The organism is Leptospiraceae bacterium (assembly GCA_016708435.1).
In the GTDB taxonomy this organism is placed as follows: domain Bacteria; phylum Spirochaetota; class Leptospiria; order Leptospirales; family Leptospiraceae; genus UBA2033.
Genome location: JADJFV010000014.1, coordinates 45,665 through 71,066, shown reverse-complemented (window position 1 = coordinate 71,066; position 25,402 = coordinate 45,665). Strand labels below are relative to the sequence as shown.

General features: G+C 36.0%; 21 protein-coding genes and 1 pseudogene. 14 read left to right on the top strand and 8 right to left on the bottom strand.

Going from position 1 to position 25,402, the window contains the following annotated elements:
- Nucleotides 1-4 precede the first annotated feature (4 nt).
- The 3 genes from IPH52_16520 to IPH52_16510 are packed head-to-tail and all read right to left on the bottom strand — an operon-like array spanning nt 5 to nt 4,147.
- On the bottom strand, nt 5-901 hold the full coding sequence (locus tag IPH52_16520) for a UbiA family prenyltransferase (protein MBK7056614.1): 897 nt from the start codon (nt 899-901) through the stop codon (nt 5-7).
- 18 nt (nt 902-919) lie between these two features.
- Nucleotides 920-1,924, bottom strand: a complete 1,005-nt coding sequence (locus IPH52_16515) for a hypothetical protein (GenBank protein ID MBK7056613.1) — start codon at nt 1,922-1,924, stop codon at nt 920-922.
- 15 nt (nt 1,925-1,939) lie between these two features.
- Nucleotides 1,940-4,147, bottom strand: coding sequence for a cation:proton antiporter (locus IPH52_16510; protein ID MBK7056612.1), 2,208 nt, complete (start codon nt 4,145-4,147; stop codon nt 1,940-1,942).
- 123 nt (nt 4,148-4,270) lie between these two features.
- On the opposite strand from IPH52_16510, the gene IPH52_16505 reads away from it, so the two are divergent.
- Together IPH52_16505 and kdsA are read left to right on the top strand one after the other, a co-directional pair.
- A complete protein-coding gene (locus IPH52_16505) occupies nt 4,271-5,881 on the top strand; it encodes a CTP synthase (protein MBK7056611.1) in 1,611 nt (536 codons plus the stop codon).
- A gap of 13 nt (nt 5,882-5,894) precedes the next feature.
- Nucleotides 5,895-6,746, top strand: coding sequence for a 3-deoxy-8-phosphooctulonate synthase (kdsA, locus tag IPH52_16500; protein MBK7056610.1), 852 nt, complete (start codon nt 5,895-5,897; stop codon nt 6,744-6,746).
- A gap of 213 nt (nt 6,747-6,959) precedes the next feature.
- Here kdsA and IPH52_16495 read toward each other — a convergent pair whose 3' ends face one another.
- Both IPH52_16495 and IPH52_16490 read right to left on the bottom strand, forming a co-directional pair.
- Entirely contained in the window at nt 6,960-7,322 is a 363-nt protein-coding gene (locus IPH52_16495; protein ID MBK7056609.1) for a hypothetical protein, read from the bottom strand.
- A gap of 318 nt (nt 7,323-7,640) precedes the next feature.
- Nucleotides 7,641-8,024 carry a GxxExxY protein gene (locus tag IPH52_16490; GenBank protein ID MBK7056608.1) on the bottom strand — a complete coding sequence of 128 codons (384 nt, stop codon included), beginning with the start codon at nt 8,022-8,024 and terminating at the stop codon, nt 7,641-7,643.
- 347 nt (nt 8,025-8,371) lie between these two features.
- On the opposite strand from IPH52_16490, the gene IPH52_16485 reads away from it, so the two are divergent.
- The 4 genes from IPH52_16485 to IPH52_16470 all read left to right on the top strand — a co-directional run bounded on the left by IPH52_16485 (nt 8,372) and on the right by IPH52_16470 (nt 12,206).
- Nucleotides 8,372-8,629, top strand: coding sequence for a hypothetical protein (locus IPH52_16485; GenBank protein MBK7056607.1), 258 nt, complete (start codon nt 8,372-8,374; stop codon nt 8,627-8,629).
- Entirely contained in the window at nt 8,626-10,218 is a 1,593-nt protein-coding gene (locus tag IPH52_16480) for an EVE domain-containing protein (protein MBK7056606.1), read from the top strand. The genes IPH52_16485 and IPH52_16480 overlap by 4 nt, the downstream gene beginning before the upstream one ends.
- Before the next feature lie 115 nt (nt 10,219-10,333).
- Entirely contained in the window at nt 10,334-10,747 is a 414-nt protein-coding gene (locus tag IPH52_16475; protein ID MBK7056605.1) for an AAA family ATPase, read from the top strand.
- Nucleotides 10,748-10,847: 100 nt separating this feature from the next.
- Nucleotides 10,848-12,206 (top strand): hypothetical protein, encoded by a 1,359-nt coding sequence (locus tag IPH52_16470; GenBank protein MBK7056604.1) that lies wholly within the window; start codon nt 10,848-10,850, stop codon nt 12,204-12,206.
- 593 nt (nt 12,207-12,799) lie between these two features.
- Here IPH52_16470 and IPH52_16465 read toward each other — a convergent pair.
- Nucleotides 12,800-13,560 (bottom strand): annotated as a pseudogene (locus tag IPH52_16465) (ATP-binding protein).
- A complete protein-coding gene (locus tag IPH52_16460; protein ID MBK7056603.1) occupies nt 13,557-15,089 on the bottom strand; it encodes a transposase in 1,533 nt (510 codons plus the stop codon). Before IPH52_16460 ends, IPH52_16465 begins: the two are co-directional and overlap by 4 nt.
- A gap of 323 nt (nt 15,090-15,412) precedes the next feature.
- Here IPH52_16460 and flgG point away from each other — a divergent pair, with 323 nt between their 5' ends.
- From flgG to IPH52_16420, 8 genes are all read left to right on the top strand, one after another.
- Nucleotides 15,413-16,207, top strand: a complete 795-nt coding sequence (gene flgG / locus IPH52_16455; protein MBK7056602.1) for a flagellar basal-body rod protein FlgG — start codon at nt 15,413-15,415, stop codon at nt 16,205-16,207.
- A 289-nt stretch (nt 16,208-16,496) separates the two neighbouring features.
- A complete protein-coding gene (gene flgA, locus IPH52_16450) occupies nt 16,497-17,288 on the top strand; it encodes a flagellar basal body P-ring formation protein FlgA (GenBank protein MBK7056601.1) in 792 nt (263 codons plus the stop codon).
- Complete coding sequence (locus IPH52_16445; GenBank protein MBK7056600.1) at nt 17,285-17,938, top strand: flagellar basal body L-ring protein FlgH; 654 nt, start codon at nt 17,285-17,287, stop codon at nt 17,936-17,938. Before flgA ends, IPH52_16445 begins: the two co-directional genes overlap by 4 nt.
- 179 nt (nt 17,939-18,117) lie before the next feature.
- Nucleotides 18,118-19,266: a flagellar basal body P-ring protein FlgI gene (locus tag IPH52_16440; protein ID MBK7056599.1), complete on the top strand. Its 1,149-nt coding sequence runs from the start codon at nt 18,118-18,120 to the stop codon at nt 19,264-19,266.
- Nucleotides 19,263-19,733 carry a rod-binding protein gene (locus IPH52_16435; GenBank protein ID MBK7056598.1) on the top strand — a complete coding sequence of 157 codons (471 nt, stop codon included), beginning with the start codon at nt 19,263-19,265 and terminating at the stop codon, nt 19,731-19,733. Before IPH52_16440 ends, IPH52_16435 begins: the two co-directional genes overlap by 4 nt.
- A gap of 193 nt (nt 19,734-19,926) precedes the next feature.
- On the top strand, nt 19,927-21,642 hold the full coding sequence (locus IPH52_16430) for a 7TM-DISM domain-containing protein (protein ID MBK7056597.1): 1,716 nt from the start codon (nt 19,927-19,929) through the stop codon (nt 21,640-21,642).
- The gene (locus IPH52_16425) at nt 21,639-21,869 is read left to right on the top strand and encodes a hypothetical protein (GenBank protein ID MBK7056596.1); all 231 of its coding nucleotides are present in this window, start codon (nt 21,639-21,641) and stop codon (nt 21,867-21,869) included. The genes IPH52_16430 and IPH52_16425 overlap by 4 nt, the downstream gene beginning before the upstream one ends.
- 187 nt (nt 21,870-22,056) lie before the next feature.
- Nucleotides 22,057-23,748 carry an LruC domain-containing protein gene (locus IPH52_16420; GenBank protein MBK7056595.1) on the top strand — a complete coding sequence of 564 codons (1,692 nt, stop codon included), beginning with the start codon at nt 22,057-22,059 and terminating at the stop codon, nt 23,746-23,748.
- A 55-nt stretch (nt 23,749-23,803) separates the two neighbouring features.
- On the opposite strand, the gene IPH52_16415 is transcribed toward IPH52_16420, so the two are convergent.
- Nucleotides 23,804-25,378 carry a hypothetical protein gene (locus IPH52_16415; GenBank protein MBK7056594.1) on the bottom strand — a complete coding sequence of 525 codons (1,575 nt, stop codon included), beginning with the start codon at nt 25,376-25,378 and terminating at the stop codon, nt 23,804-23,806.
- Nucleotides 25,379-25,402: the final 24 nt, after the last annotated feature.

Here is a 25,402-nt window from a genome sequence, read left to right as displayed (position 1 = left end):
TCCATTATCCACTTAATTTTACCAATAATTCTTTCCATTTGTCTAATAGTATTCCTATAAATAAAATTACACTGATAGATGCGTTGATGTGAAAGAATGCGATTGGGATTTTCTTTAAATCTGTGGGGCTAACGAGGAAATGCTCTATGATAAAAAGAACTCCTGTGATAGTTAAGAATATAAAATAAAAGATTTGTAAGTTTGCTAGTATTCCAGCATAAACGAATAGGCTAAATGCTATTAGATGTGAGAGTCTTGCAATCCAAAACGCAATTGGAAGTCCAAGCTTACTTGGAATTGAATGTAGTCCTAATTTTTTATCAATCTCTACGTCTTGCGAAGAATATAGAATGTCAAATCCTGCGATATGAAACATGAGACCAAACGACCAAAGTGCTGGAACTAGCTCTAAGTTGTTTTGAATTGCAATCCAGGCACCACTTGGTGAAATACCGATTCCAAGTCCGAGGATAAAGTGGCAAAATAAAGTAAACCGCTTGCTATAACTATAAAAAAGAATAATCGCAAGAGCAGGAATGGAGAGATAAAAGCAAAGTGGACTTAATAGAAAACTCGCTATCAGAAAAAGCAATCCGAAAAAAATCGTAAACCAGAGAACTGAATTTTCAGACAGCACACCTGACGGTATTTCCCTGTTCGCCGTTCTTGGATTTGCCCTGTCAAATTCTCTATCTGCATATCGGTTAAATCCCATTGCTGCACTTCTGGCAGCAAACATACAAATGAGGATAAGCAGGAGTTTCCACAGAAGCTCATTTAGTGTTAAGTTTGATTTTAAAATGGCAATAACGCTTGCAAGTCCTGCAAAAGGAAGAGCGAAGAGAGTGTGTGAAAATTTAACCATCTTTCCATAATTGTTAATTGTAGTAAATAGGGACATTTTTTCCTCTTGAAGAATTTATTTAAAAACATCATCGTAGTCGGGCATGACTACTTTTAAAGCCCTATCTTCTGCTACTGTTACGATTCCCGCTTTGGCTAAAACTAAAAGATATTTTTCCATAAAGAAATCGAATGGGTCTGATTCATCTTTATCATAGATTTGCAAAGAACTTTCAACCATAAAAAGTTTTGCAAATTTTAAATCTCCCGTGAAGAAGTATAAAAAGTTTTTAGAAGCAGGGTAGGGCATAGTTGGGACTAAGACTGATTTACCGTTATCTAGATTTAAGTGAAGTTTTCCATTTTCTATTGCAAGGTCTTGGAGTGTGCCGGAAAGTCTTGGCGGAGGAAATATAGAAAAAGGCTCAACAAAGATTTGATTTGATTTGATTTTGATGCCTCGACCATCCGGGACAGGCAAAAGCTTTTCTAAGTTTAATCCTACAGCGCTTAAGAGAGATTTTGCGTAAGGGTTTCCAAGTGCTGTAATTTGTTCGGCTGTTATTACAATCTTTTCTTTTTTTTCATCTAAGGAAATTTTCCCGAGTAATTCGAATTCGAGCCATATAACAAAGTTTAAACTTCCACTTAGTTTGATTTCATTGGAGTTTGGATTTGGAAATTCTAATTCTTTTATTTTTAATGGGGAGCCTGGATAATTAAAAATATTATCCTTCATGATCACCTTTAAAGTAGAGCTTGCAATGAACACATCAGCCTTAGAAACATTGATTAAAAATGCATTCACATCATCTAGATTAATTACTTTCAATGGTTGGATAGGGATAACTTCTGCATTTACATTTTTAAGAAGTAGAATTATATTTTCCTTGAAACGGAAACTGACATTATCCGCCGCCAGATAACTTCCCGCCTTCGAGGAAGTTAAAATTGAATTTGGTTTTTGCGTATCATATAGATTGAGTCTTGGCTTGGCTGAAGTAATTATATAATTTTCAATTCTAAGGTATATAGTTAGAACGAGAAGCGTTAGCAGTAAAGTATGCTTAAGAAAATTCATCTTGAGTTTTGATTTCTAACCTCGCAAGATTAAAATGGGAAGATTGATATCTGGTAGAAAATCTTGCCTTTCCCCTGCGAAGAGTAATTTCTTTTCTGGATTTTTTTGAATATCATTCCAGTGTTTATAACCAATGATAGCAAGAGAGTAGGTTCCTAATTTTTTACGATTCATTTCCCATGAGGGGATAATCGGTATTACCTTTCCAAAGTGTTCTTTGATAAGTCTTCTATCCGGTTCCTGGTCTGTATCATTGATTAAATGAATTCTTTCAGTAGAAGCCTTGTATATGTTAGAAGCAATGTGTAACAAGGAATTAGCCTCTATTGGATCTTCATAGAATACTGCCACAGATTTGATGTCATGCAAATGCTTATCCAAAAATACACCGACTGTGCATTCCAATTCAGAAAGAACGCTTTCTACTTTTCCGCCGAGGACATTGTCACCAAATATGCGTTTGGCGGCTCCCATTAAAACTAAAGAAGATTGCTCTTTTCTTACAGTCGATGAAATTTCTTTCGTAACATCATCAGAGACTTTAAAGATTGTATTGAGTTTAATCTTTCTTTCTTTTGCGAGAGCCTCCAAAGGCTCGAAGATACTTACACTATGATTTGTTTCCGTGATGGAAATGTTTTCTGGAACGGGTGATAGGTGTAAGGCGGCAATACTTCCATTTTTTCCGCTGATTCCACTGGCTAATTTCAAAAGCGATACACCGGCGGCAGTTGGTCCGAAGGTAATTAAAATCGGAGAAGTAGAACTTACGCCTAATTCCATTTTACCTTCCTCTTCTGGTTTGATGGAAAGTTTTAGTAAAGGTCCTGTAATGAAAGTTGTGATTAACGCCATTAATACCATCATTACGAAAATAGTGGGAGATATAATTCCTAGATCATAGCCAATGTTTAGAACGATTAATTCCATTAATCCGCGAGTGTTCATTAAAACGCCAATAGAAAAGGAGTCTCGCCAGGACATGCCAGTAAATCTAGACGCGAGCATACTTCCCACCAGCTTACCTATAGTAGCCACAGCAATGATAAGAAAGCAAACAGTCCAGAGGTGTAAATCATTGAGTAGTCCTACCTTTGTTCTGAGTCCTGTGAAGGCAAAGAAAAGAGGGAGTAAAAAGATTGTGCTGAAATCTTCAAATTTTTCAGTTAAAACTTTTCGCAGTTTTGTGTTAGTAGGCATTACTACGCCAGCCAGGAAAGCTCCGAATAAAGCATGGATTCCAATTCCTTCTGCGAAAATGGCTGAGGCAATGACGATTAAAAGAAGAGCGGTTAATACACCTTTGCCAATGATTTCCTTTGTAATGTAAATCTTACTCATTCGATTGAGTAGTGGCTGAATGAGTAAAATCATGATTGCAATAAAGACGAGAGAAATAATTAGAGTGACTACAGCAATGTAAACTGTTCCAGCATTTACAATGGCGATTATAATAGCAAGAATACACCAAGCACTAATATCATCTACAGCGGCACAGGTAATAGCCATTACCCCCAATGGGGATTTTGTGATGCCTCGCTCCTGGATGATTCTCGCGAGAACAGGAAAGGCTGTTATACTCATAGCAATTCCCATAAACAATCCAAAAGAAAGAAAGCTTATTCCTTCTGGAGCGAATTCATCGAATAGATATAGAGATAATAAGACTCCAAGTATATAAGGGAAAATTATACTTGTATGGCTGATGAATATGGCGGATGACGCTTTCTTTTTTAAAACTGCAACGTCTAATTCCATACCGATGATGAACATGAAAATCACAAGACCTATCTGACTTAGAATTTTTAGATAACCCATCGATTCTTTGGGAAATAAGATTTGGGAGAATTCAGGAAAAAAGAATCCAATAAAAGAAGGACCGAGCGCAATACCGGCAAATATTTCTCCTATGACTGAGGGCTGTCCTAGTTTTTTAAAGATCATTGAGAAGAAACGCGCGAATAATAAAACGACAACTACTTGAATCAGAACAACACTGAGTGGGTCTTTTAGATTTCGTTTTACTTCTTTTAGAAATGCTTCGGCAATAGATTCCTCTGTTGTGGTATCTAGTTTTTCAAGTTTTTTTAGCTGTTCAATTTTTTTTGGATCAGTGACTTCTTTTTGAAACTTGTAGCGATCTCCTTTTAAAAAAACGAAGCTCATGATGAGTGCAAATGCAACTCCCATTAGAATATAAGTGAGTGGTTCATATTTTTTCATAAGGTCTGCAAAAAAACTGATTTCCTTTACAAAATTGACTTTATTAATTCTTACCTTAAATAGTCATCATTAAATTATAGTTTAAAGAGCTTTAAAATATACAAATTAAAAAAGGTGTAAGATTTGGTTAAGTCAAAATATATTTTTATAACTGGTGGAGTTGCTTCTTCTCTTGGTAAAGGTGTTACGGTTGCAGGGCTAGGGTGTTTACTCGAAGCACGTGGTTATAAAGTGGCATTGCAAAAAATGGATCCCTATATCAATATTGATCCCGGAACGATGAGTCCTTACCAGCATGGGGAAGTCTTTGTAACAAACGATGGAGCTGAGACCGACTTGGATCTAGGGTATTACGAGCGTTTTACCACGTCTCAATTCTCACGTAAAAATTCTGTGACTACAGGGCAGATTTATTATTCTGTGATTGAAAGAGAGCGCAAGGGAGATTACCTCGGGCGCACGGTGCAAGTAGTTCCTCATATCACTAATGAAATTCGCAATCGAATTCATCTCTTAGCTAAAGAGCAAGAGCCTGATTTTGTAATTGTGGAAATAGGTGGAACGGTAGGCGATATAGAGTCCGTTCCATTTCTAGAAGCAATTCGTCAAATGCGTTATGAGCACGGAGCAGGGCAAGTATTGTTTATCCACTTGACGCTAGTGCCTACGATTACGGCAGCAGGTGAGGCTAAGACCAAACCAACGCAACATTCCGTTAAAGAGCTATTAGCCTTAGGAATTCAACCGGACATTTTAGTTTGTAGAATCGCAAACCCGATGACAAAAGAAATGAAATCTAAAATTTCTCTTTTTTGTAATGTGAAAGAAGAAAATGTAATTTCAGCCAGTGATATTACTTCTTCTATTTACGAAGTTCCTAAGATGTATAAAGACGAAAAGCTAGATGAAGTAGTTCTAAAAATGTTTAATATGGAAATTGGTAAATCCAACTTCGGTGAATGGGAGAAGATGGTCAAACGTATATTAAATGCTACTAAGAAAGTAAATATTGCAATTGTGGGTAAATACATTAGCCTCCAAGACGCCTATCGCTCCATTTACGAATCTCTCTCTCATGGGGGAATTGCAAATGATGCAATCGTGGAGTTTACAAAGATTAACCCCGAAGAGTTAAACAAAGACAATGTAAAAGAATTACTCAAAGACGTGCATGGAATTTTAGTTCCCGGCGGATTCGGAGAAAGAGGAATCGAAGGAAAAGTTCTCGCAATTAATTATGCAAGAACCAAAAAGATTCCTTTCTTTGGAATTTGTTTGGGAATGCAATGTGCGGTAATTGAATTCGGAAGAAATGTAGTAGGTTTAAAAAGTGCACATTCCACCGAGTTTAATCCATCAACCGAGCATCCTGTGATTTCTCTCATTGAAGAGCAAATGGAGATTGAACAAATGGGCGGCACAATGCGGTTAGGCGCATATCCTTGCATTGTTAAGAAAGGAACTCTTGCATTCAGTGAATACAAACTAGAAAAAATTTCTGAGCGTCATCGGCATAGGTTTGAATTTACCCTCCGCTACAAAGAACAGTTTATGAAAGCGGGAATGGATTTTTCGGGATACTCACCTGACGAGAAATTAATGGAGATTGTTGAAATTAAAGATCATCCCTGGTTTATCGGTGTGCAATACCATCCTGAATTCAAATCAAAACCAATCAATCCACATCCACTCTTCGCGGGATTTATTCGCGCAGCAGTGAAGATAGCAAAATAAAAAGAGGTTAATCATGAGTAAACGTTCAACGGAAAGAGAATTTTTAAATGGAACTACAATTGGAGGTGACAAGCCTTTCTTTTTAATTGCAGGTCCTTGTGTGATGGAGTCGAGAGAACTTCTAGATCAAGTAGCTGCTGTGATGGTAGATATTACAAAAAGACTGGGAATCTTCTTTATTTTTAAGAGTAGTTTTGATAAAGCGAATCGGTCTTCCATCCACTCTTACCGTGGTCCGGGACTTAAGGAAGGGATTAAGAATTTAGAGTTTATCAAATCTAAATACGGCTTACCGGTATTAACCGACGTTCATGAAGTAGAACAAATCAATGCACTTAAAGATGTAATCGACGTTTACCAGATACCAGCCTTTTTATCCAGACAAACTGACTTACTAGAAGCAGCTGCAAAGACAGGTAAATGGGTGAACGTAAAGAAGGGTCAATTCTTAGCACCGGCAGACTGTAAGCATATCAAAGAAAAAATCCGTGAATGTGGATCAGAAAAATACTTAGTGACAGAGCGCGGTGCAAGCTTTGGTTACAATAACCTTGTCTTTGACTTAAGGGTAATACCCATTCTCCACAGTATGGATATTCCTGTTATCTTTGATGGAACTCATTCTGCTCAACTCCCCGGTGGAGCAGGAAATATAACAGGCGGACAACGGGAATTTATCCCTGATCTAATGACCGGTGCAGTCTCACTAGGTATCGAAGGTCTATTCATGGAAGTGCATCCCGATCCTCCTTCTGCAAAATCAGATTCTACAACTCAATTCTATCTAAGTAAAACGGAGAGGCTACTCACGAATTTACTCAAAATAGATAGACTTGTGAAGACGGGACTTGTGGACTTGGATTGATTGTTGTCGGACTTTTGACCTAACCCCACATTCTACAGCAGTGTCAGATACTCCGAATTATCCCCTTCCCTAAAGGGAAGGGGATAATTCAATTGCACTTCGACTTCGCTTCCACCCCTTCACTGCACTCAACAGCAGCCAAGCTATGCAAGCTTCAATATGAGATGAGTTTTTTTTATGATTCTAGAATATAGATTTGGTTAAGATTAAAAATTAACTTATTTCTTCTAGCTCTCTTTCGATTCGTTTTCCAGGAAAGGGATCACTATGAAGAATTTCTCTTTTTTTAAGACTTCTTACTTCTGTAACTTCTCCATTTGTCTCAACAAATTTTGCATTTGTGTAACTGATTCTTCCATCTTCAAATACATCCACATCTTCAATAATAACATGACTCTTTGCGGGGATATCTTGTAATCTAAACCTAGGAACAGCAGATTGTATGATAGTATCCCCATCCGAAAAAAAACTTCCCGTGCTATAACTAATTTCTTTAAATGCAGTGTTGCTCTCATTTACAAATGCAATCTTTCCTTTTAGCTCTGCTATATAAATTTGCATATTATCTATTATCATAATTATTCCTTTGTTAATTCATTGTATTTACTCTTTGATTTTAGAAAAGGAAAAAAATGTTATCCTTTTCTATTTAAAAAACCTTTGTGTCCTTAGTGCCTTCTTAGTGAGCCTTGTGTTAAATCATTTTTTTTACCACAAAGGACACAAAGTTCGCACAAAGGTCACAAGGGTATGGTGGTTGCGGGTAATTTGTGTTTGTTGTTCTTATTCTTTTCCTAGTGTCCTTAGTGCCTTCTTTGTGAGCCTTGTGTTAAATCTTTTTTTTACCACAAAGGACACAAAGTTTTCACAAAGAGCACAAGGGTTTTGGTATTATCATTCTAAAGATCCATTGATAACTCTTTTGACGCCTTTTTTAAATAGCGTAGTGTTAAAATTGATTAATAGCCCTAGCTTGCAATCGGAGAGTTTTAAGTAAGTCAATAGTTGAGCCATATGTAAGCTATTCAATGATTCGACAGCTTTTACTTCAATGATTAATTTTTTCTGAACTAATAAATCAACTCTATATCCAACCTCTAACTCAACTTCTTCATAAATCAAAGGCAGCTTTTTCTGTTTTTCAACTTCAATGCCTTGCTTTACTATTTCATAATACAAGCACTCTTCATAAGCACTTTCTAAAAGACCTGGACCTAAAATTTTGTGAATCTTTAATCCCAAATCAAAAACTAATTTTGATAAATCATTTTCATCCATTGTGACCTTGTGGTTAATTCTGTTTTAACTCTATATCTTGTTGCATAGAAATCAATCTTCCAATTGCTATTTTATACAGACTTGCTTTATTTTTCGAAGTCTATTGTTGTTTTACTATATCTAGTATTAAAAGTAAAATGTGCCAAATGTATATTAGACACAACGTATAAAAAAACGGGGGAGTATGAAAACAAAAACTGATTTGCTGATTCTTTTGTGGTTGTGGATCATTGTATGAACTGTGATTTTTTTGACGGAAGGGCTGACCGCAAATTTATTCTATTTGACTCTTTACTCTATGTAACTAATGGTGGTGCTTTAGTAACTAAGGTAGAGGCTTTTTGTAAATGAGCAATGAACCAATTCGTTTTTCATGGGTGGCTACTCATAAAGAGTTAGTTCAGTTTTTAGCAACGAAACAAAACAATCAGAAAGAATTGATTGATCTCTTAAAGAAAGTTGGAATCACAAATTTTAATGATAAAGATGCAAGTGGAAAGGATATAGATTTAATTGAAATCGATCCATTTACTTTTTTTTCCTATATTTATAAATTTGGAAGTGAAAAGAGACTTTCTGTTTTACAGCATGGATTGGGTATATGAATAAAGCTGATAAACCAAACTATTGGATATTTCAAGGCAATCCAAAAATTTTTAATATAGTGGATGCACTTAAAAACAATGAGATTGAAACTTGGAGAGTAAGTGCACACAAGACCGAAATTAAAAAAGACGATAAAGTAATTCTCTGGGTTACAGGCGCCTCCCAAGGATGTTACGCATTAGCAGAAGTAACCTCAACTGTCTATGAAGGACGGGATGAAAGAAGTCAAACGAAATACTATACTGATAAAAGTGGTGATGAAATTTCTTCTAGAGTCAAATTGCAAGTAACCCACAATCTTGTAGATTCTCCCATTTTAAAAGCACAGATTGATTCCAATCCTGAATTATCAGAATTAAACGTCGGGAGTCAAGGAACCAATTTCTCTGCGACAGAAGACGAATATATTGCAATCCTTGATCTAATCGAACAAGGTAAAAATGCCTTTGCAAAAGCGCTTGCTATTTATCCAAAAGAAGATATCGATTTCTATTTTAAATTTTTAAAAGAAATCCTAAATCATTTTCAATTAAAGATAGGTGATGAAAGACTTTCTTTTAGTTGCAAGCGAGATCGCTTAAGCTTTATCGTTGTTCAAAGATATGGATTGATTCTTTTTTACGGAGACTCAAGGGGCAAATACGGAGTAATCACATCAGAAAAAATAATAGGAATTAAGCATTCTGAACCATTTGATGGGAATCCACCACAACCTTATTTCAATCGCTTTCATGATATTGGTATGGTTGAATCCTATAAACCTACAATCTTTGATGCCATTGATAAAGAATTAAAACGAACATCAAAATCTAGTTTCCGAAGATTTCATGATACTAATTTTGAAAATGCCTCATACGAAATGAATACAAACATGAACCCAACCCAAGCAAAGGATAACAACATGAAACCTCAATCACTCAATACAATCTTTTACGGACCACCGGGAACAGGCAAGACCTATCATACAATTCTGAGAGCAGCCGAGATCATTGAGAATAAAAAAATTTCTGATTATAAAGAAGCACAAAGAATATTCAATGCAAATCTTGGAGATCGAATTGAGTTTATTACCTTTCATCAAAATTATGGCTATGAAGATTTTATACAGGGGCTAAGACCTAACGTAGAGTCTGAAGGTAATTTGAGTTTTGAAAGAAAGGATGGAGTGTTTAAAAGGATTGCAGTAAACGCTTTATTTGAATATTATAAAGTCCGAAAAAAACAAAGCGCAAGTAAGAAAGACAAAGAACAAAAACTCGATGAAAATGAAATTTACCTAGACTTTGTTGAACATTTAAAATCTTTAAAGTCAAAAGAGTTTAAGACTTCAACCGGTTCTGTGATAACTATAAGTTCATTCACAAAAAATGATAATATTGAATTTAAACATGAAAATAGAAGTCGAGGTTATACTGTTTCTGGAAATAGGCTTTTAAAACTTTTGAAATTTTCCCTACTATGCAAAAGATTAAGAATGTTCATGAAGATATTCGAGATGCAATTGGTGGTTGTAATACTACTGTGTATTGGGTGGCTTTGCGTGAATTTATTCAATTCTATAATACCTATAAAAAAAATCCTGAGATAGAACTTGCTGATGAAGTGGATGAGGAAGTATCTTATGATACAAAGAAAAATTATTAGCCAATTTAGATTTTGAAAATTTTAAGGAAGTAAAATCTTTTGATGTTCCAAGTTATGTTATCATCATTGATGAAATCAATCGGGCGAATATTTCTCGGGTCTTTGGAGAGTTGATTACTTTAATCGAGCCTGATAAACGATCACATGGAAAGATTCCTCTTAAATGCACATTGCCTTCTGGGGAAGAATTTATTGTGCCTTCTAATTTATTTATCATTGGAGCGATGAATACAGCAGATAAGTCGATTGCTCTTTTGGATATAGCACTTAGAAGACGCTTTGTATTTGAAGCCATGTATCCGCTGTATGAAATTGTAGGAGAAGAAATCTTTCACAAGGAAGTTTTGAGGAAGCTAAATGCTGAGATTGTGAATCGGAAGGGACATGATTTTCAAATTGGACATTCTTATTTCATGGGAGATAACAAAGATTTACCGGAGATAATGAATCGAAAAGTAATTCCACTCTATTAGAATACTTCATGAATGATGAAAAAGAAGTCAAAGAAATTCTAACAAAAGCTGGCTTAGTTGTTAAGAAAGATATTTGGCCTTTAGAAATAGAAGGTTAATCATGATAAACCTCTTCGAATACCAAAACAAAGAAACCTTTGATGGCTCTTTTACTGATTTAGAAATATTTCTAGATGTGATTTGGAGTAGGAGAGAAAAGAATTCTTTTTATTCGGACACTGAACCTTCTAAACAAGAAGCTCAACCCTTTCTTCAATTCTTACGCAAAACCAATCATATAAAATCCAATAAATATATAGGTGTAATTCATTTTGAGGGAGAAAAGATAAATCTACTTCCAAAAATATTTTATGAGGATAATCGTGAGTATTCAGAAAATGACATAAATGCAATGCAGAGTCATATTCTATGGTGGCTGTCTTACTGTAGAAAGATTAAATTTCCAAACTATCAAACTTCTCTAGGTGGAAAAAAGAGTGACTTCTTTGAAATCCTAATTTATTTATTTTCCAAGTATACAAGAGAGCTTTTGTCAAATTCTGTTTATCAACAATACGAGGAAATCAACCAGGAGCTTCCCTTTATAAAAGGTCGTTTAAATACAAATGAATACCTCCACGAAAATATTGCGCGGGGGAATTGGCATAAATTAAATTGCACCTTCGATGCTTTTGTATTTGATAACTTGTTTAATCGGATTATCAAGTATGTCGCAAAGCTACTTTTGAATGTTACAGAAAATTCGGATAATAAGAAGTTTCTGCGAGAGATTTTGTTTATCTTAGAAGAAGTAAAAGATGTGGCTGTCACTCGAGAAGATTGTCTGCAAGTAAAATTCAATCCCATGTTTGGAGAATTTGAAACGGTAAGGGATTATTGTTATCTATTTTTGAATCATAGTATTTCTTTTAATTATAAAAATAATCTAAAACTATTTGCATTTTTATTGCCGATGGAATCTATCTTTGAAGATTTCGTATTTGGTTTTATAGACAAAGAAATAAAAGGCATTACCGCAAAATCGCAAATATCCTCTGTATATTTAGATGAAGAGAATGCCTTTACTCTTAAGCCCGACATTCATCTACAAATTGGCTCTAGAGAAATTCTAGCTGATACAAAGTATAAAATAATTTTTTCAGAAGAGAGTAATCCCAAGAAGGGAGTTTCCCAATCTGATTTGTATCAAATGATCTCGTATGCAATCCGATTTAAAATTCAGGAGATAATACTCTTTTACCCCAATACAATTTCTAATTACACGGAGTCTATAAGTCAATTTACGATTCCGGATAGATTTGCAAATGACGCGAAGATTTTAATCAAAGTATTTCAACTCCCGATTATCAATAGAGAAGTATTCATGAAAGCTCTAGATGAGAACCTACCTCTTTTGGATTTATTCAACCAAACAAAAACAGAATTAAAGATTCGATTAGAGAAAATATTTTTTCTATAAAACAATTATCGCTTAACATCATTCGGTAAAAGATATTTTACCACGAAGGACACGAAGTGCACGAAGAGTTTTAGTAAAAAACCTCTTTTTATTCCCAAGACAAAACACCAATCCTTACATTCCTATAAGCATCCTATAGCTCAAAGATACTATCAAACATACTCTCAATGATACTATCAAACATACTGAAAAATGAAAATTGAGTATCTTTGATAATATCCTTAACAGTATTCCACTTAGTATTCTTGGTATATCGACAAGTATAGAGCATCTAACATCTTAGTAGGGATAGAGTCTAAGCAAGAAGTCATAAGATTTAAGACTCTGATCGATTTTCTCTTTCATTAAAGAATTAACCACAAGGAACACTAAGTTAAAAAACACACAAGGATCACAAAGAAAAATTGTAAACATTGTGCTCTTTGTGAAAACCCTTGTGCCCTTTGTGTTAAAAAAACTTCAACCTAGGTAGAGGCACTCAATGCTGTCATAAGCACTGAATGTTTTACAATAACTTGTGAATGGAAAGTAGAATTACCCATTGCTCGGAAAACAGAAACGGACATTCGTTGGAAAGAAAAGGTGGGAAGATTTTAAGAAATAGTATTGACCTCCTTATTTAAATTTTTGTTATTTAGGCGATAAGAATCCCTTGTAAGTTAAATATTTTCGCATGGTGTAAAAGTCTATCAAGTAAAGCTGCGGTCATTGTCGTGTCACCAAGCATTTCCGCCCAGTTTTCGAATGACTTGTTTGAGGTGAGAATTATAGAAGATTTTTCATAGACTTCTGAGATGAGATTAAAGAAGAGATTTGCTTCTTTTTTATCAATGGGGGTGTATCCGATTTCATCAATGATGATAAGATTTGCTTTCATGATTTTTTTAATTCTATGTTCTGCTTGCTTTTGAATGGAAGAAACTTTGAATAGGTGCATAAGACTCGTTACCCGCTCAAAGCAAACAGTGTATCCTTTATTCAGAGCAACGAATCCAAGTGCGATACCGATATGAGTTTTTCCAATTCCAGGAGGACCGAATAAAAGAATATTTTGTTTTCTATCAAGCCATCCACAATCTAAAAGATTGTTAATCTCTATCTTAGAAATTCCTTTTATTCGATTGAATTCAAAAGTTTCAAATTGTTTCTCAATCGGAAAGTGAGCTGCTGTAAAATTTCGACGCAGTCTTTTTTTTGTTCTGTCTTTTACTTCCGACTCCAAAAGCGATAGTAGAAATGTAAGATAGGAACTTTTTTTAGATTCTGCTTCTTGAATAATTTTATCCAAGTTTTCTCTCATTCCATTTAATCCTAAAGCGGTTGTGATTTCATTAACTTCTTTATTTATTTTCATACCGCCTCTCCTAGAATGTGAGAGGTATATTCTTGTAATTCTCTCAAACTTACATCTATCTTTAGCGTTTTATTTTCAAATGACTTAACTTCTTTTTTTGTTCCTACCTGATCTGCTTTATCTTCATTGAAAAAATAATTGTAGGAGTCAAATAGATTCTTAAAAGAAAAAGTTTTGTTTTCATTGCAAAAGAGCAAGGCTTGCAATAATAAATTTTCATTCGTATCCTTATTGAAATATTTCTTTGCCAATATGCATTGATCTCGCGTATAACGTGGAAACGTTCTGAAATTCATAAGCACAAATTCTTTCCATAAAGGTAATGCAAACAGTCTGGGAATATCCTCTTTTAAATCAGAAAGCTTTTTCTCTTTCTCTCTAAAATGTTCTCTTTTAATGACTTTTTCCCTGTAAATACTGGTTATTTCGTGTTCGGCTAATAATACGTTGTCAAGTGAGTAGATGTAGAGAATATCTAGAATTACCGCTACTTCTACTTTCTGATTCCGGTACCCAGTAGGAACTGAATACAAAGAATTTTGATAAGAAATAAAACTCTGCTGACTTACAATTCTTTCATCCTTAACAATCGAATTAATCTTAAAAATAGAATTTCGAATTGGATGTAAAAACTTTCTTTCTTCAGTAATGACATCGGCTGGAATTAAGCCCGTTGCTGCGGAGATACTTCCATTTGCTCTTCGGTCTAACCATAATAATCCGCTCTTACATAATTCTTCTATCTCCGAATAATCTCGAATATCCAGAAAATTGTGCTTCACATAGCCAACTAAATTCTCGACCTTCCCTTTTGATTCTGGATCTGCTTTCCGACATACATACATCTTCAAATTCATTTCTTCTATGAAATGAGAAAATTCTTTTGTATATAGAATGTCTCCATGATTTTCAGATGCAACTAACGCAGCATCTTGATCGATTACTAACTCTTCTGGTTGACCTCCAAAGTATTCAAAACAATTAATTAGATGATCGATTATATCTTTTCCACGAAATGGTCTGTCTTGAAATGAAACATATTTATACCTACTTGCAGATAATAGTGTGGCAAATATATATACTTTTAAACCTGATTTAAATTTGTATTGACCAAAATCCATCTGTATCTGTTTTCCAAACGGTAAAGGTGCAACTTTTTCATACATCCTTATTGTCTCGGAAATTTTTAATTCGCCATTCTGAATTAATGAATTGATGTAATTTCGTAACGTTCGATCGGTAAATGCCAATTTACCAACAATCTCTTCGAGGTAATCGTATACCCCAGTCATGTTGAGGCGCTTAAATCCGTTATTGCGGTATATCTCTATTATCTTCTCTTTATATTCACTCGGAATTCGCTTCCGACTTCTAGATTCCATTTCATAGGCAATATATTCCTCTGGGCTCATCTGAACGTAATTCGAGACCGTCTTTCGATTTATTCCCAATTCTAGGGCAATTGCCTCCATTGAAAATCCCTGCATTCGTAATTTCTGAATCTTACTAAACATCTGTCTTTTAACCATTTCATTCTAAATTACTTCTAGAAATAATTTAGTCTATCTACCATTCTGCCTCCAAAAACATGTCCGTTTCTGTTTTCCGACCTATGTCCGTTTCTACTTTCCATTCACATAACTAGGAGAACAGGCATCCCTGCCTGTTTCATGGACAGGCAGGGATGCCTATCTTACCATTTAATTTTCTGAAGTTGACATCATTGAGCATTGACAAATCCCTCCCTCCGTGTCTCTGCGACTCTGTGGCAAATCTTTCTCCCACCATAAAAATAGTTCTACGGTTTTTTTCTAAATCGCCGACAGTAAAGAAAAAGAGGTAATTTTTTATGATGCGTTCTTTGTGGACAGCCGCAACAGGGATGAATGCCCAACAATTTCATATAGACACAATTTCTAACAATTTAGCTAACGTAAACACAACTGGCTTCAAGAAAAATCGTGCAGACTTTGAAGACTTAGTGTATCAACACCAGGTATTGGCGGGAACTCCCGCAACAGCAGTGAGTGAAATTCCTACTGGCGTTAACGTCGGGCATGGAGTTCGCGCAGCAGCTTCTCAGAAATTATTCGAAATCGGGTCTTTCCAATCAACTGGAAATAAACTAGATATGGCAATCACCGGTGAAATGGGATTTTTCAAAATCCAAATGCCAGATGGAACCTTTTCTTATACTAGAGACGGATCTTTTAAAATTGACTCCAACCAACAAGTAGTTACCTCTAATGGCTATTTATTCGAGCCTCCAATTGTATTACCTGAAAACGCAATTCTAAATACTCTCCAAGTCGCAGAAGGCGGAGAAGTCACAGTCAAAATCGGAAATGATATTCGTCCGACCGTTGTGGGGCAAATAGAGCTTTACCGCTTTGTAAATCCTGCGGGCTTACAGGCAATTGGTAAAAACCTTTTCAAAGAAACAGTTGCCTCCGGTCCTGAAATTGCTGGTGCTCCCGGAACAGAAGGAATGGGTGATATTCTACAGGGCTTTTTAGAAATGAGTAACGTTAAGATTGTAGAAGAAATGGTTGCTATGATCGTTGCACAAAGAGCATACGAATCTAACTCCAAAGCAATCCAGACTTCTGATAGTATGCTATCAACTGCTATATCGCTTAAGAGATAATAGATATTAGCCGCATATGTCCAGTTTAGGTGAGTTCTATGTATAATTTTATTTTTACTGTCACCTCGAACTGCTTTATCGTGAGAGGTCTATCTTGCTTAATGCTATTGTTTTATTGCTAGATAGATTTCTCCATCCGTCCGTTCGCTTAGCTACAAATCAGTCGCTAAGTGATGTTCGAAATGACAGGCGATACAAATCGTTCTTTTTCAGTTTCCTCTTCACCTTCCAAGTCCTTTCTGCTAATTCTGTATATTTAAAGCCCCGAGTTATTTTAGAAAAGTCAACTGTGAAGTTAAGCGATATAGCGAGACTTCATAAAGATGTAAAAGACAGAGTAGTCTTTGAAAACTTAGAAGAGCTAAAGATTCTTTCGTTAGAAGATTTACAATCTCTATTGCCTGATGCCCGTGAATTGACTTTTTACGGAAAGGAATGCATTCTAATTCCACTCAATAAAAAATATTCAAGAGAAGAAATCCTTGACTCTTTAGAAAAAGAATTCTATTCTAAGTTAGGTGTCACGGATGCAGAGGCTAAGATTCGTTATCTTGGAGAGGAAGAAAATCTTCCCGCAGCGGGTGTAACCTTAAAATGGAATAATATCCCAAAGAAAGTTACTCCCGGACAAAAAATATTTTCACTGGATTTTTATGTAGAGAAAGATAAAGTGTATTCTAAGAAATTAAAATTTCTAGTGGAGACACAATTGACTACCGTTGTTGCTACTAAGAATATTTCACGCAATGCTAAATTGACTAAGAATGATTTTACTCTAAAGACTTTTTTTTCGGCGGATGCAATTGCAGATGGATTTCACTCTGACATCAGCGGATACACAGCAATAGTCGCAATTACGGAAGGATCTGTTATTCGAAAAAAGCAAATTCGAGAAATTCATTTAGTAGAGAAGGGCACTGAAGTAGATGTAGTCTATATGAAAGGCGCATTATTTGTAAGAGGCAAAGGTATCGCTAAAAATTCCGCCAACGAAGGCGAGGCAGTCAAAGTAGTCAGTCTTTCGTCTAACCACCTATTAACCGGCAGAGCGATGGACAAAGGAGTAGTAGTAATCGAATGAAAAATTTAATAAGTTTAATAGTATATATTTCTTTTATTTCTTTAGAGGCACAATCGCTATGGGTGGATCGCAATCCCTATGCAAATGGGCAGGACATACGGTTAGGCTCTATTATCCGCGTTATGATTAAAGATGGAATGAAAGGCGATTACGTCTATGAAGGTGCCAAGGATGATTCTTTTGTTATCCGCTCTCACCCTGACAAAAAAATTGTAGATGAGATGAGAGGATTTACTGCCGACAGAAGTGTAGCTCATAGACAAAATGGAAAATCCAAATCTACTGCAAAGATCATAGGCTCTATGTCAGTCTTAGTAACTGCCGTAGATCCTACTACCGGTTTACTCACATTAGCCGGCACACGTGATGTTGGATTTGATAATGCAAAAAATAGCTTAAAACTCTCCGGTCAAATTTCACCGTTAGACGTAAGAGACGACAAGACAGTAATGAGTGATATGGTTGCCAATCTCAAGATTGAATACTCCACTGCTCCAACCAAGGAAAATCTTTCTGATCCTGATATCAAATTAAAGACCAAGAAAAACGCCAACGGAACAGAGACCATTCAAAAAGCAGAGCTATCCAACGACGAAAAACAAGCTATCATCCTAAAAAACATGAAGCGCCTACTCGGAGAAAGCCAATGAAACTACCCCTGTCACCTCGAACCACACTAAGTAGAAGCGGCAAAGCCTTATATACTTCCAGTGTGAGAGGTCTATCTGCCTTAAAGCGATTCGTTCGAATTGTCCGAATCGTTCTAAGCAAGATAGATTTCTCACTGTCTTTCCTTAATACAAGAAACCAAATTGCAAAACAGTTCGAAATGACTGTAATCAAACCATCGGCATTCATCGGTGTTTATCTGTGTTCATCGGTGGTAATCTTTTCCTCTCTTTTTTCAGTCGAAGTCAAACTTAAAGACATCTCCCGTATTCAGGGGCTAAGGGATAATCAGATTACAGGTTACGGGATAGTAACCGGTCTTTCGGGAACAGGGGACACTAAGAGTGCTGTTACCAATGAGGCGATGAAAAATTATCTAAAGAACCAGGGACTTGGAAATGCGAAGGGTGCAAACATTACCCGTAACATTGCCTCCGTTCTAATCACGGCTACCATTCCTTCTCATGCAAGAGTAGGGGATAAGATTGATGTTACCGTGGCTTCGATTGGAGATGCGAGGTCTTTAGAAGGCGGAGTCTTGATTCAATCTCCACTCAAGGGAGCGAATAACGAGGTAGTAGCCGTTGCCAGTGGGGTTCTTTCCTTTGGTGGAAAGGATAACAACCGTTCATCGCAGCCTTACAATGCTACGTCTTACTTATATGGAAATACTGCCAATGTTTTCACAGGCTCAAGTCACACTAAGAATTCTCCGAAGACAGTTGGAACGATAGTTGCCGGAGCGATTGTAGAAAAAGAAATGAAGTCTGACTTTTTCCAGAATGGTATAAAGGATAACAAAGAAGATAGCAACGAGATTAAGGATTTAAAATACAGAATTATTCTTGAAAACCAAGATTTTGCAACCTTAGATGCAGTCAGAAAACAAATCAAAGAAAAGTTAAAAATCGATGCAATTGCTGTATCGCCGACTGAGATAGAAGTTTCCTTTCCAAAATCGGATGAAACTTTGACAGTTCTTGCTTCCATCGAAAACCTACAGGTAACTCCAGATGGAAAGGCAAAAGTTGTCATAAATGAGCGAACGGGAACGATTGTGATGGGAGCAAACGTCACAGTGGACGAGGTTGCTATCTCAAAACAGGGAATAAATGTAATTATTTCTAACAAAAAAAAGGATTCTGACGATACTAAAGTTGAGCTGATTTCTGTCATTCAGGAAGGAACCAAAGTTTCTGATATAGTGGACGCGCTGAATAAAATCGGGGCTTCTACGAAAGACATTATAGCCATTTTAGAAGGGATGAAAAAAGCAGGTGCCCTTCATGCTGAGGTAATTGTGCAATGAGTGAAATTCAAAATGCTATCAACTTAAATCGTTTAAACTTAGGGGAAAATTCTATTCAGAATATCCAAAGGATGAATGATTCTTTAAAGAGTAGCAAGTCAAATTCCACTTTTGAAGAAGCACTCCAAAAAGAAGTAAATGAATCCATTCAGGGAAGAGTATCAACGTCTTCTATTCGTTTGCCTCAAAACATCAAAGCAGAAGTAGCCGCAGATCCTTACCGCAAAAAATTATTCGATGCAAGTGTAGAATTTGAATCCATCTTCGTCAAAATGATGTTATCCCAAATGAAAAAGTCCGTTGAGAAGTCAGGTCTCATTGATGGTGGTCACGCAGAAGAAATCTTTGATGATATGCTCTATGATGAATACGCAAAAAATATTTCCAAAACTGAATCTCTTGGCATAGCTGAAGAAATTTACAAATCTCTCTCCAAGTCACTCCCTAAAGTGGATTTAAAAGGCTAAATACATTTTTACTTTCCTCTCCAAAATCCTTTGCGAGAGGTTTTATAGAATTGCCTTTTTTCACGATTGTCACCCTGAGGTTCTCGAAGGGCGACTTTACAAGAAGTGGATTGTCTTCCTTGTAATTTTTATTTCTCTATCTAATTGCGAATTCAACCGGAATAATAAAGTTATCCCCACAGTTGTAAATGGAGTGATCGATTTACGCGATTGGAATTTTAATTCTTCTGAAAGATCAGGAGTCATTGAATTTGTTGGTGATTGGGAATTTTATTGGAATGAACTCATTGAGGATTCCAAACAGCAAAGAGAATTTTTCAAAAACTATGATTCCACAAAATTAAACTATATCTCTGTTCCATCTGAATGGCAAAATTATAAACTAAATGGTGTAACATTACCGCCTGAAGGTTATGCGATGTATCGTATGAAAGTGTTAATGCCTCCTGATAAAACTCCACTTAGTTTTTCAATGACAGATATTTCGAGTGCTTACAGTTTATATGTTAACGGAGTATTGCATTATTCTGTTGGTAAAATTGGAAAATCGAAAGAAGACATGATTCCATTTTTGCGATACGGGACATTTCCATTAAAAGAAAATTCGAATGAACTAGAAATTGTATTTCTTATTTCTAATTTTTATCATCCTTCAGCGGGGCTATGGAACAAATTGTCTTTAGGATATAGCTCTGATATTGAGAAGAAAGTAAAAAATAAAATTGAGATTACTTTTCTAACCGTTGGTAGTCTCTTTATCATGGGAGTGTATCATTTATTTTTATTCTTTTTAAGACCAAAAGACAAGACCCCATTCTTCTTCGGGATACTCAGTATTCTCCTCGTAATCAGAACCATGGCAATGGAGGAAAGAATTATACTAGATTTTTTACCTTTTCTTCCTTTTTTATTTGTTTATAGATTTGAATATATTCCCGCATACTTGGGATTAGCCAGCTTCGTTCTTTTTGTGTATTATCTTTTCCCGAAAGAATTTTCTAAAAGATTTGCGTATACTATTTTATTTGTATGTCTTCCAGCGACATTTCTCGCTTTTTTCTTTAGTCCCTATGTCTACGCTTCCTGGACACTTAGAATAATTCAATTGTGTATGCTTACAACTATTCTTTACACTGAAGCTATATTGGTATTAGCCGTAAGAAATAAACGCATGGGTGCATTAACTTTTATCATCGGCACTCTGATTTTTTTTAGTGCAATTGCGAGCGATATTCTTTACAGCATGGGATTTATTCATACAAACCATATGGCAAGTTATGGATTTTTAACTTTCATTTTTTCACAGGCAATTGTCCTATCTATGCGTTTCTCGAATGCCTTTGTTACTTCTGAAAAATTAGCTCTTGAGTTAACGGATAAGTCTGATTCACTGCTTGCCAGTAATATTGAATTGAATAGTCTTAAAGAAGGTTTGGAAAATATAGTAGAAGAGCGCACTAAGAAATTAGATGAGGCGTATAAAAAGAGTTATTTAGAAGATAAAAAAATAGCGGAGTTAGAAGCTCAAATTTTTACAATTCAAGAAAGAGAAAATCTATTCTATGATATACATGACCATATTAAGGGCGACGTTACTGAGCTTGGAATCCTAATTGAGCAAATGAAAACTTATCAAATCCCGATTGATATATTGAATCAAGCTTCCAGTGTTCTAAAGAGAGTTTTTTCTAGCATAAAAAATAGAATGCTAATGCTAGAAGATAAACAATTATTGGAAGCTGATTTTATTAATGGTCTACAAATGACTTTGCTTAGACGGTATACAGCTATTAGCCGTAGATTTATCTTTGAAATTTCGGATTCAGATTCTGATATTATTAAAGAAAGTAGCATTGCTTTTAGAAATCTATTTTTTTCAGTTGTAAAGAGATATCGAACAATGACATGAAATATGGATTTGGAGATAGTCAGTGGAAGATTTATTTGACAGAGTTAAAAGAAATTCAATTAGAAATGAAATCACTTTCTAAATACAGTTCTACTCTCGATGCAGGTATGGGACATATTGGTATCAGTCAGAAAGTAAAATTACTAAGTGGGACTGTAAAGGAAGAAATTCTAGATACGGTTTATACGATTCAGCTTAGTCTTCCTTTTCGAAAGGAAATTTTTTAACTAGATTTACTCGCATTTCCCTGTATGTAATTACGCAAGGATATCAGTTAACCTTTTAAAAATTATATATAACAAAGACATTGCAAATTATTGTATTTTTTTTTGAGTCAAATTTTTTTATCAGAACTATTGTTGGAATTTTATAATTAAAATCCCCGTCATAATTAACAGAAAGACGGAGGAATCTATGAAATTTAATATTGGTTTAGTTATAATCATTCTAAGTTTATTCAGCACACAGTGCTCGGATAAAAAGAAGCAATTAGTTCCACTGCAATTGCAACAGCAAATTGTAAGTGATGCGGTCAGCAGTAATGGTAATGCAAGTGCGACCAACAGTCCAGCTACTAGCACCGGTAATACATCCACTCCGACTACAACAACTCCAAGTGCATCTATCAATTCTGCGCCTGTAACAGTAAGCGGTGATTATATTACACAAACAACCGCAACTACTATCATCAGCGTTTCCGTAGATGCAACAGTAGTAGATGATTCGGATTTGCCGGTAAAAGGTGCAGTCGTAGAGATTAAGGATTCAAAAAGCGATAGACTATTCTTGCAGGTCTCTGATGTAAGCGGTTTCGTTCGTGGAAGTCTCAGTGTAAACGCAGTCGAAACTTCCATATCTGTAAATGTTACTTTCAATGGACAAGCAGCAACTCCTGCTATTGTAGTAATTAAGAAAGGAACCAATGAAGTTTTAATTAAGCTCACTAAGATTAAAATTGGAGTTACTTCTTCTGTAATCACAACTGTTGCAGCAGCTACACCGGTAGTAGATGCAGATGGAGATGGTGTTCCTGATTCTTTAGATGCGTATCCTAACGATGCAACTAAGAGTGCGAAAGTTAGATTTCCTACTGAAGGAGTCAATACAATATCTTACGAGGATACATTTCCTAGCTTAGGGGATGCTGACTTGAATGATGTGACAATCGTTTACTTCATTGAAGAAGATCAAAACGCAGAGGGAAAAGTTGTAGAGGTAAGAGGAAATTATCAGATGATGGCATCGGGTGCAGGAAACAAACTTTCTGTTTACCAAAGATTGCCCAATACTGTTAATATTACATACGAATCAAAAGTATACAATGGCTCTGGCGTATTACAGGCATCAGCCGCAGTATTAAAAGATAAAACACAGGCTACCAGTATTGATGTTTATACACCAACTGTTACAGATTTGGAAGACGGACTTAGAATCTTGGGAAATACAACAACTACTATGGCTGGATCATGGAATGCAAGAGCAACCGATTTAACATATGTAAATGGATTTTTCGCAAAAACTAAAATCGTTTTCACCACTCCTGTTGCTCGTTCTGTGATTGGACTTGCTCCTTATGATCTTTACATTCGTGTTGAAAATGGATCAAGATTGGATACAGATACCTCTTATGCAAATGCTGGTGGTGGAAGACCAGGTTGTAAAGCAACAACTACAGCCGGTGGTTTTAATACCTGGGAAATTCACCCAGTCGGATTCTGTAAAAAAGCAGACGGCTCAGAAGTTTACAAAGACGCAGCTAACTTTCCATATGTAGTTATTGTTCCCGGTCTATGGAAATGGCCTTTAGAAGGAAAAGACATTCGTAATCCAGCGAATACAGGTTATCCGAGATTTGCCAATTGGATGGCGACTAACGGTGCTTCCGATGCGGATTGGTACAATGAACCAAATGCAGCTACAAGCGCCAATGTTTATTATAAATTTGTTACAGGAAATAAAACAGCTCTTGATGCTCCGAATAGTCAACTCCTAGCATTCATTGGACATGTTGGTCTTGGACAATACCAAATGGCACTTGTTACCTTGCTACTTACCATTGGTCTATTCTTAGCATACAAGTGGAAAAGCCAATCCAGACAAGCGTAAATAAATTCAATAGTCAAAATGGAAAGGCACAGAGTAAATTCTGTGCCTTTTTTTATTATTTGATAACAGTTGTAGTGAGAATTAAATTTTTATCCACTTTATAAAGCTTTAGAGTTTTATTGGTCTTATCCCCTGTTACCCAACCTGCTTCCAAACAACCAGCACTTGAGCAAATAGGAATAATATCATCTCCTCTACCAATATGGACTTTCCCTAAATCAGTTTCACTTTTTACAGTATTGCCATCTGCATCAATGAGCATTGCCTTTGTTGTTAGATAAGAGCTAGAAGAAGAGGCTACTTTCCATTCTTCCCAGAGCACGATAATCGAAGCATCGGACAATTGAACTATTCTAGGTCTTTCGGCAGAACCAGTGGCTATTGAAGTGTAACTTGTTAACCATTTGATTCCTCTATTCGTTACAGATTTAGAATTAGAGGTTACTGCTTGCGTATCCACTCCACTGAATGTAGAATCATAATTTGCATTTCCAGTCGAGCTTTCTGCTACAGCAAGTGTCTTCGTCATTCTTACTAACGCTAGGTTCATTGGGTAAATTCCTAGTCCTGATGGAACCGTTGTTTCTTTCTCTGTAGAGAATAATACTAAATAACCGCTAGCAGTATTCACAACTCCGCCTAATCGAGTGTATGTGTAGTTTTGTCCTAGAGTGCCTTTGATTAAGAAAACTTTAAAAGGTTTTCTTGTTCCTGTTGTTCCGGAGACGGAGTAGGTGCTAAGACCAATGGCTCTATCGTATGCATCACCCAATTCTAAGGTAACGAAACGTTTATTACTCGCATCATAAATAATCCTTTGATCAAAGGAATGACTATAGGCATTTTTTCCATTGATCTCGACTCCATCTGCGGTTTGCACTGTAGTAACCACAGCGTTTTGATGTCTGCGGCTAATAGAGGAATCATATCCAGTATTCTTTGCAAAGAAAGAAAGCACGATTCCATTTCCAAATTGGATGCGAGAAGAGCCTGCTGTCATCGGATTAAAAATATGAATCAAGTCGATTCCAGAAGTATTATTTGCTGGGTTTGCTTTTAAATCCGTTGTAAATGAAACGGAATTCGAAGACGAAATTTTTGCAAGTGCCACAATTCCTGCTCTAGCTGTATTATCAGGAGAAGGAGCATCACCAATATCAGTAGTCTTTGCAGTCATGATATAAGAATTTCCGGTATCATCCTTTGTGTAGCCGCCTAACGCACCGAGAGAGGTAACTTGCAAATGTCCGACGGATGCAAATGCTGAATTTAATTTTGTAATCACAACTTTTGTTTTGTCGTCTTGATTCTGCCACGCAATGTCTAACGTTCCATCTGTGTTAGAATGCAATGCAAATTGAGGAGCCGTGCCATAGTTTGTATAATGATCAGTAGGTCCGATTAAATCTTGCGTATTCCAATCATAAGGAGTGCCAATACTAGCAACCGTTCCCGTTGTTAGACCAACAGTGGTTTGCGTTGCTACAGAGCCTCCGCGAGAGCTTTGAGTCGCAATTGCTCCTGCTGCGATTAACATCGAGTTGTCTTCCTTCTCCTTTGCAAAAGGATTCAAAGGGCTTGAACAAGAATTTAGAAAAGCCAATAATAGAATTAATATTAATTTATACATAATAAATACCTTCTTAATTCCTCT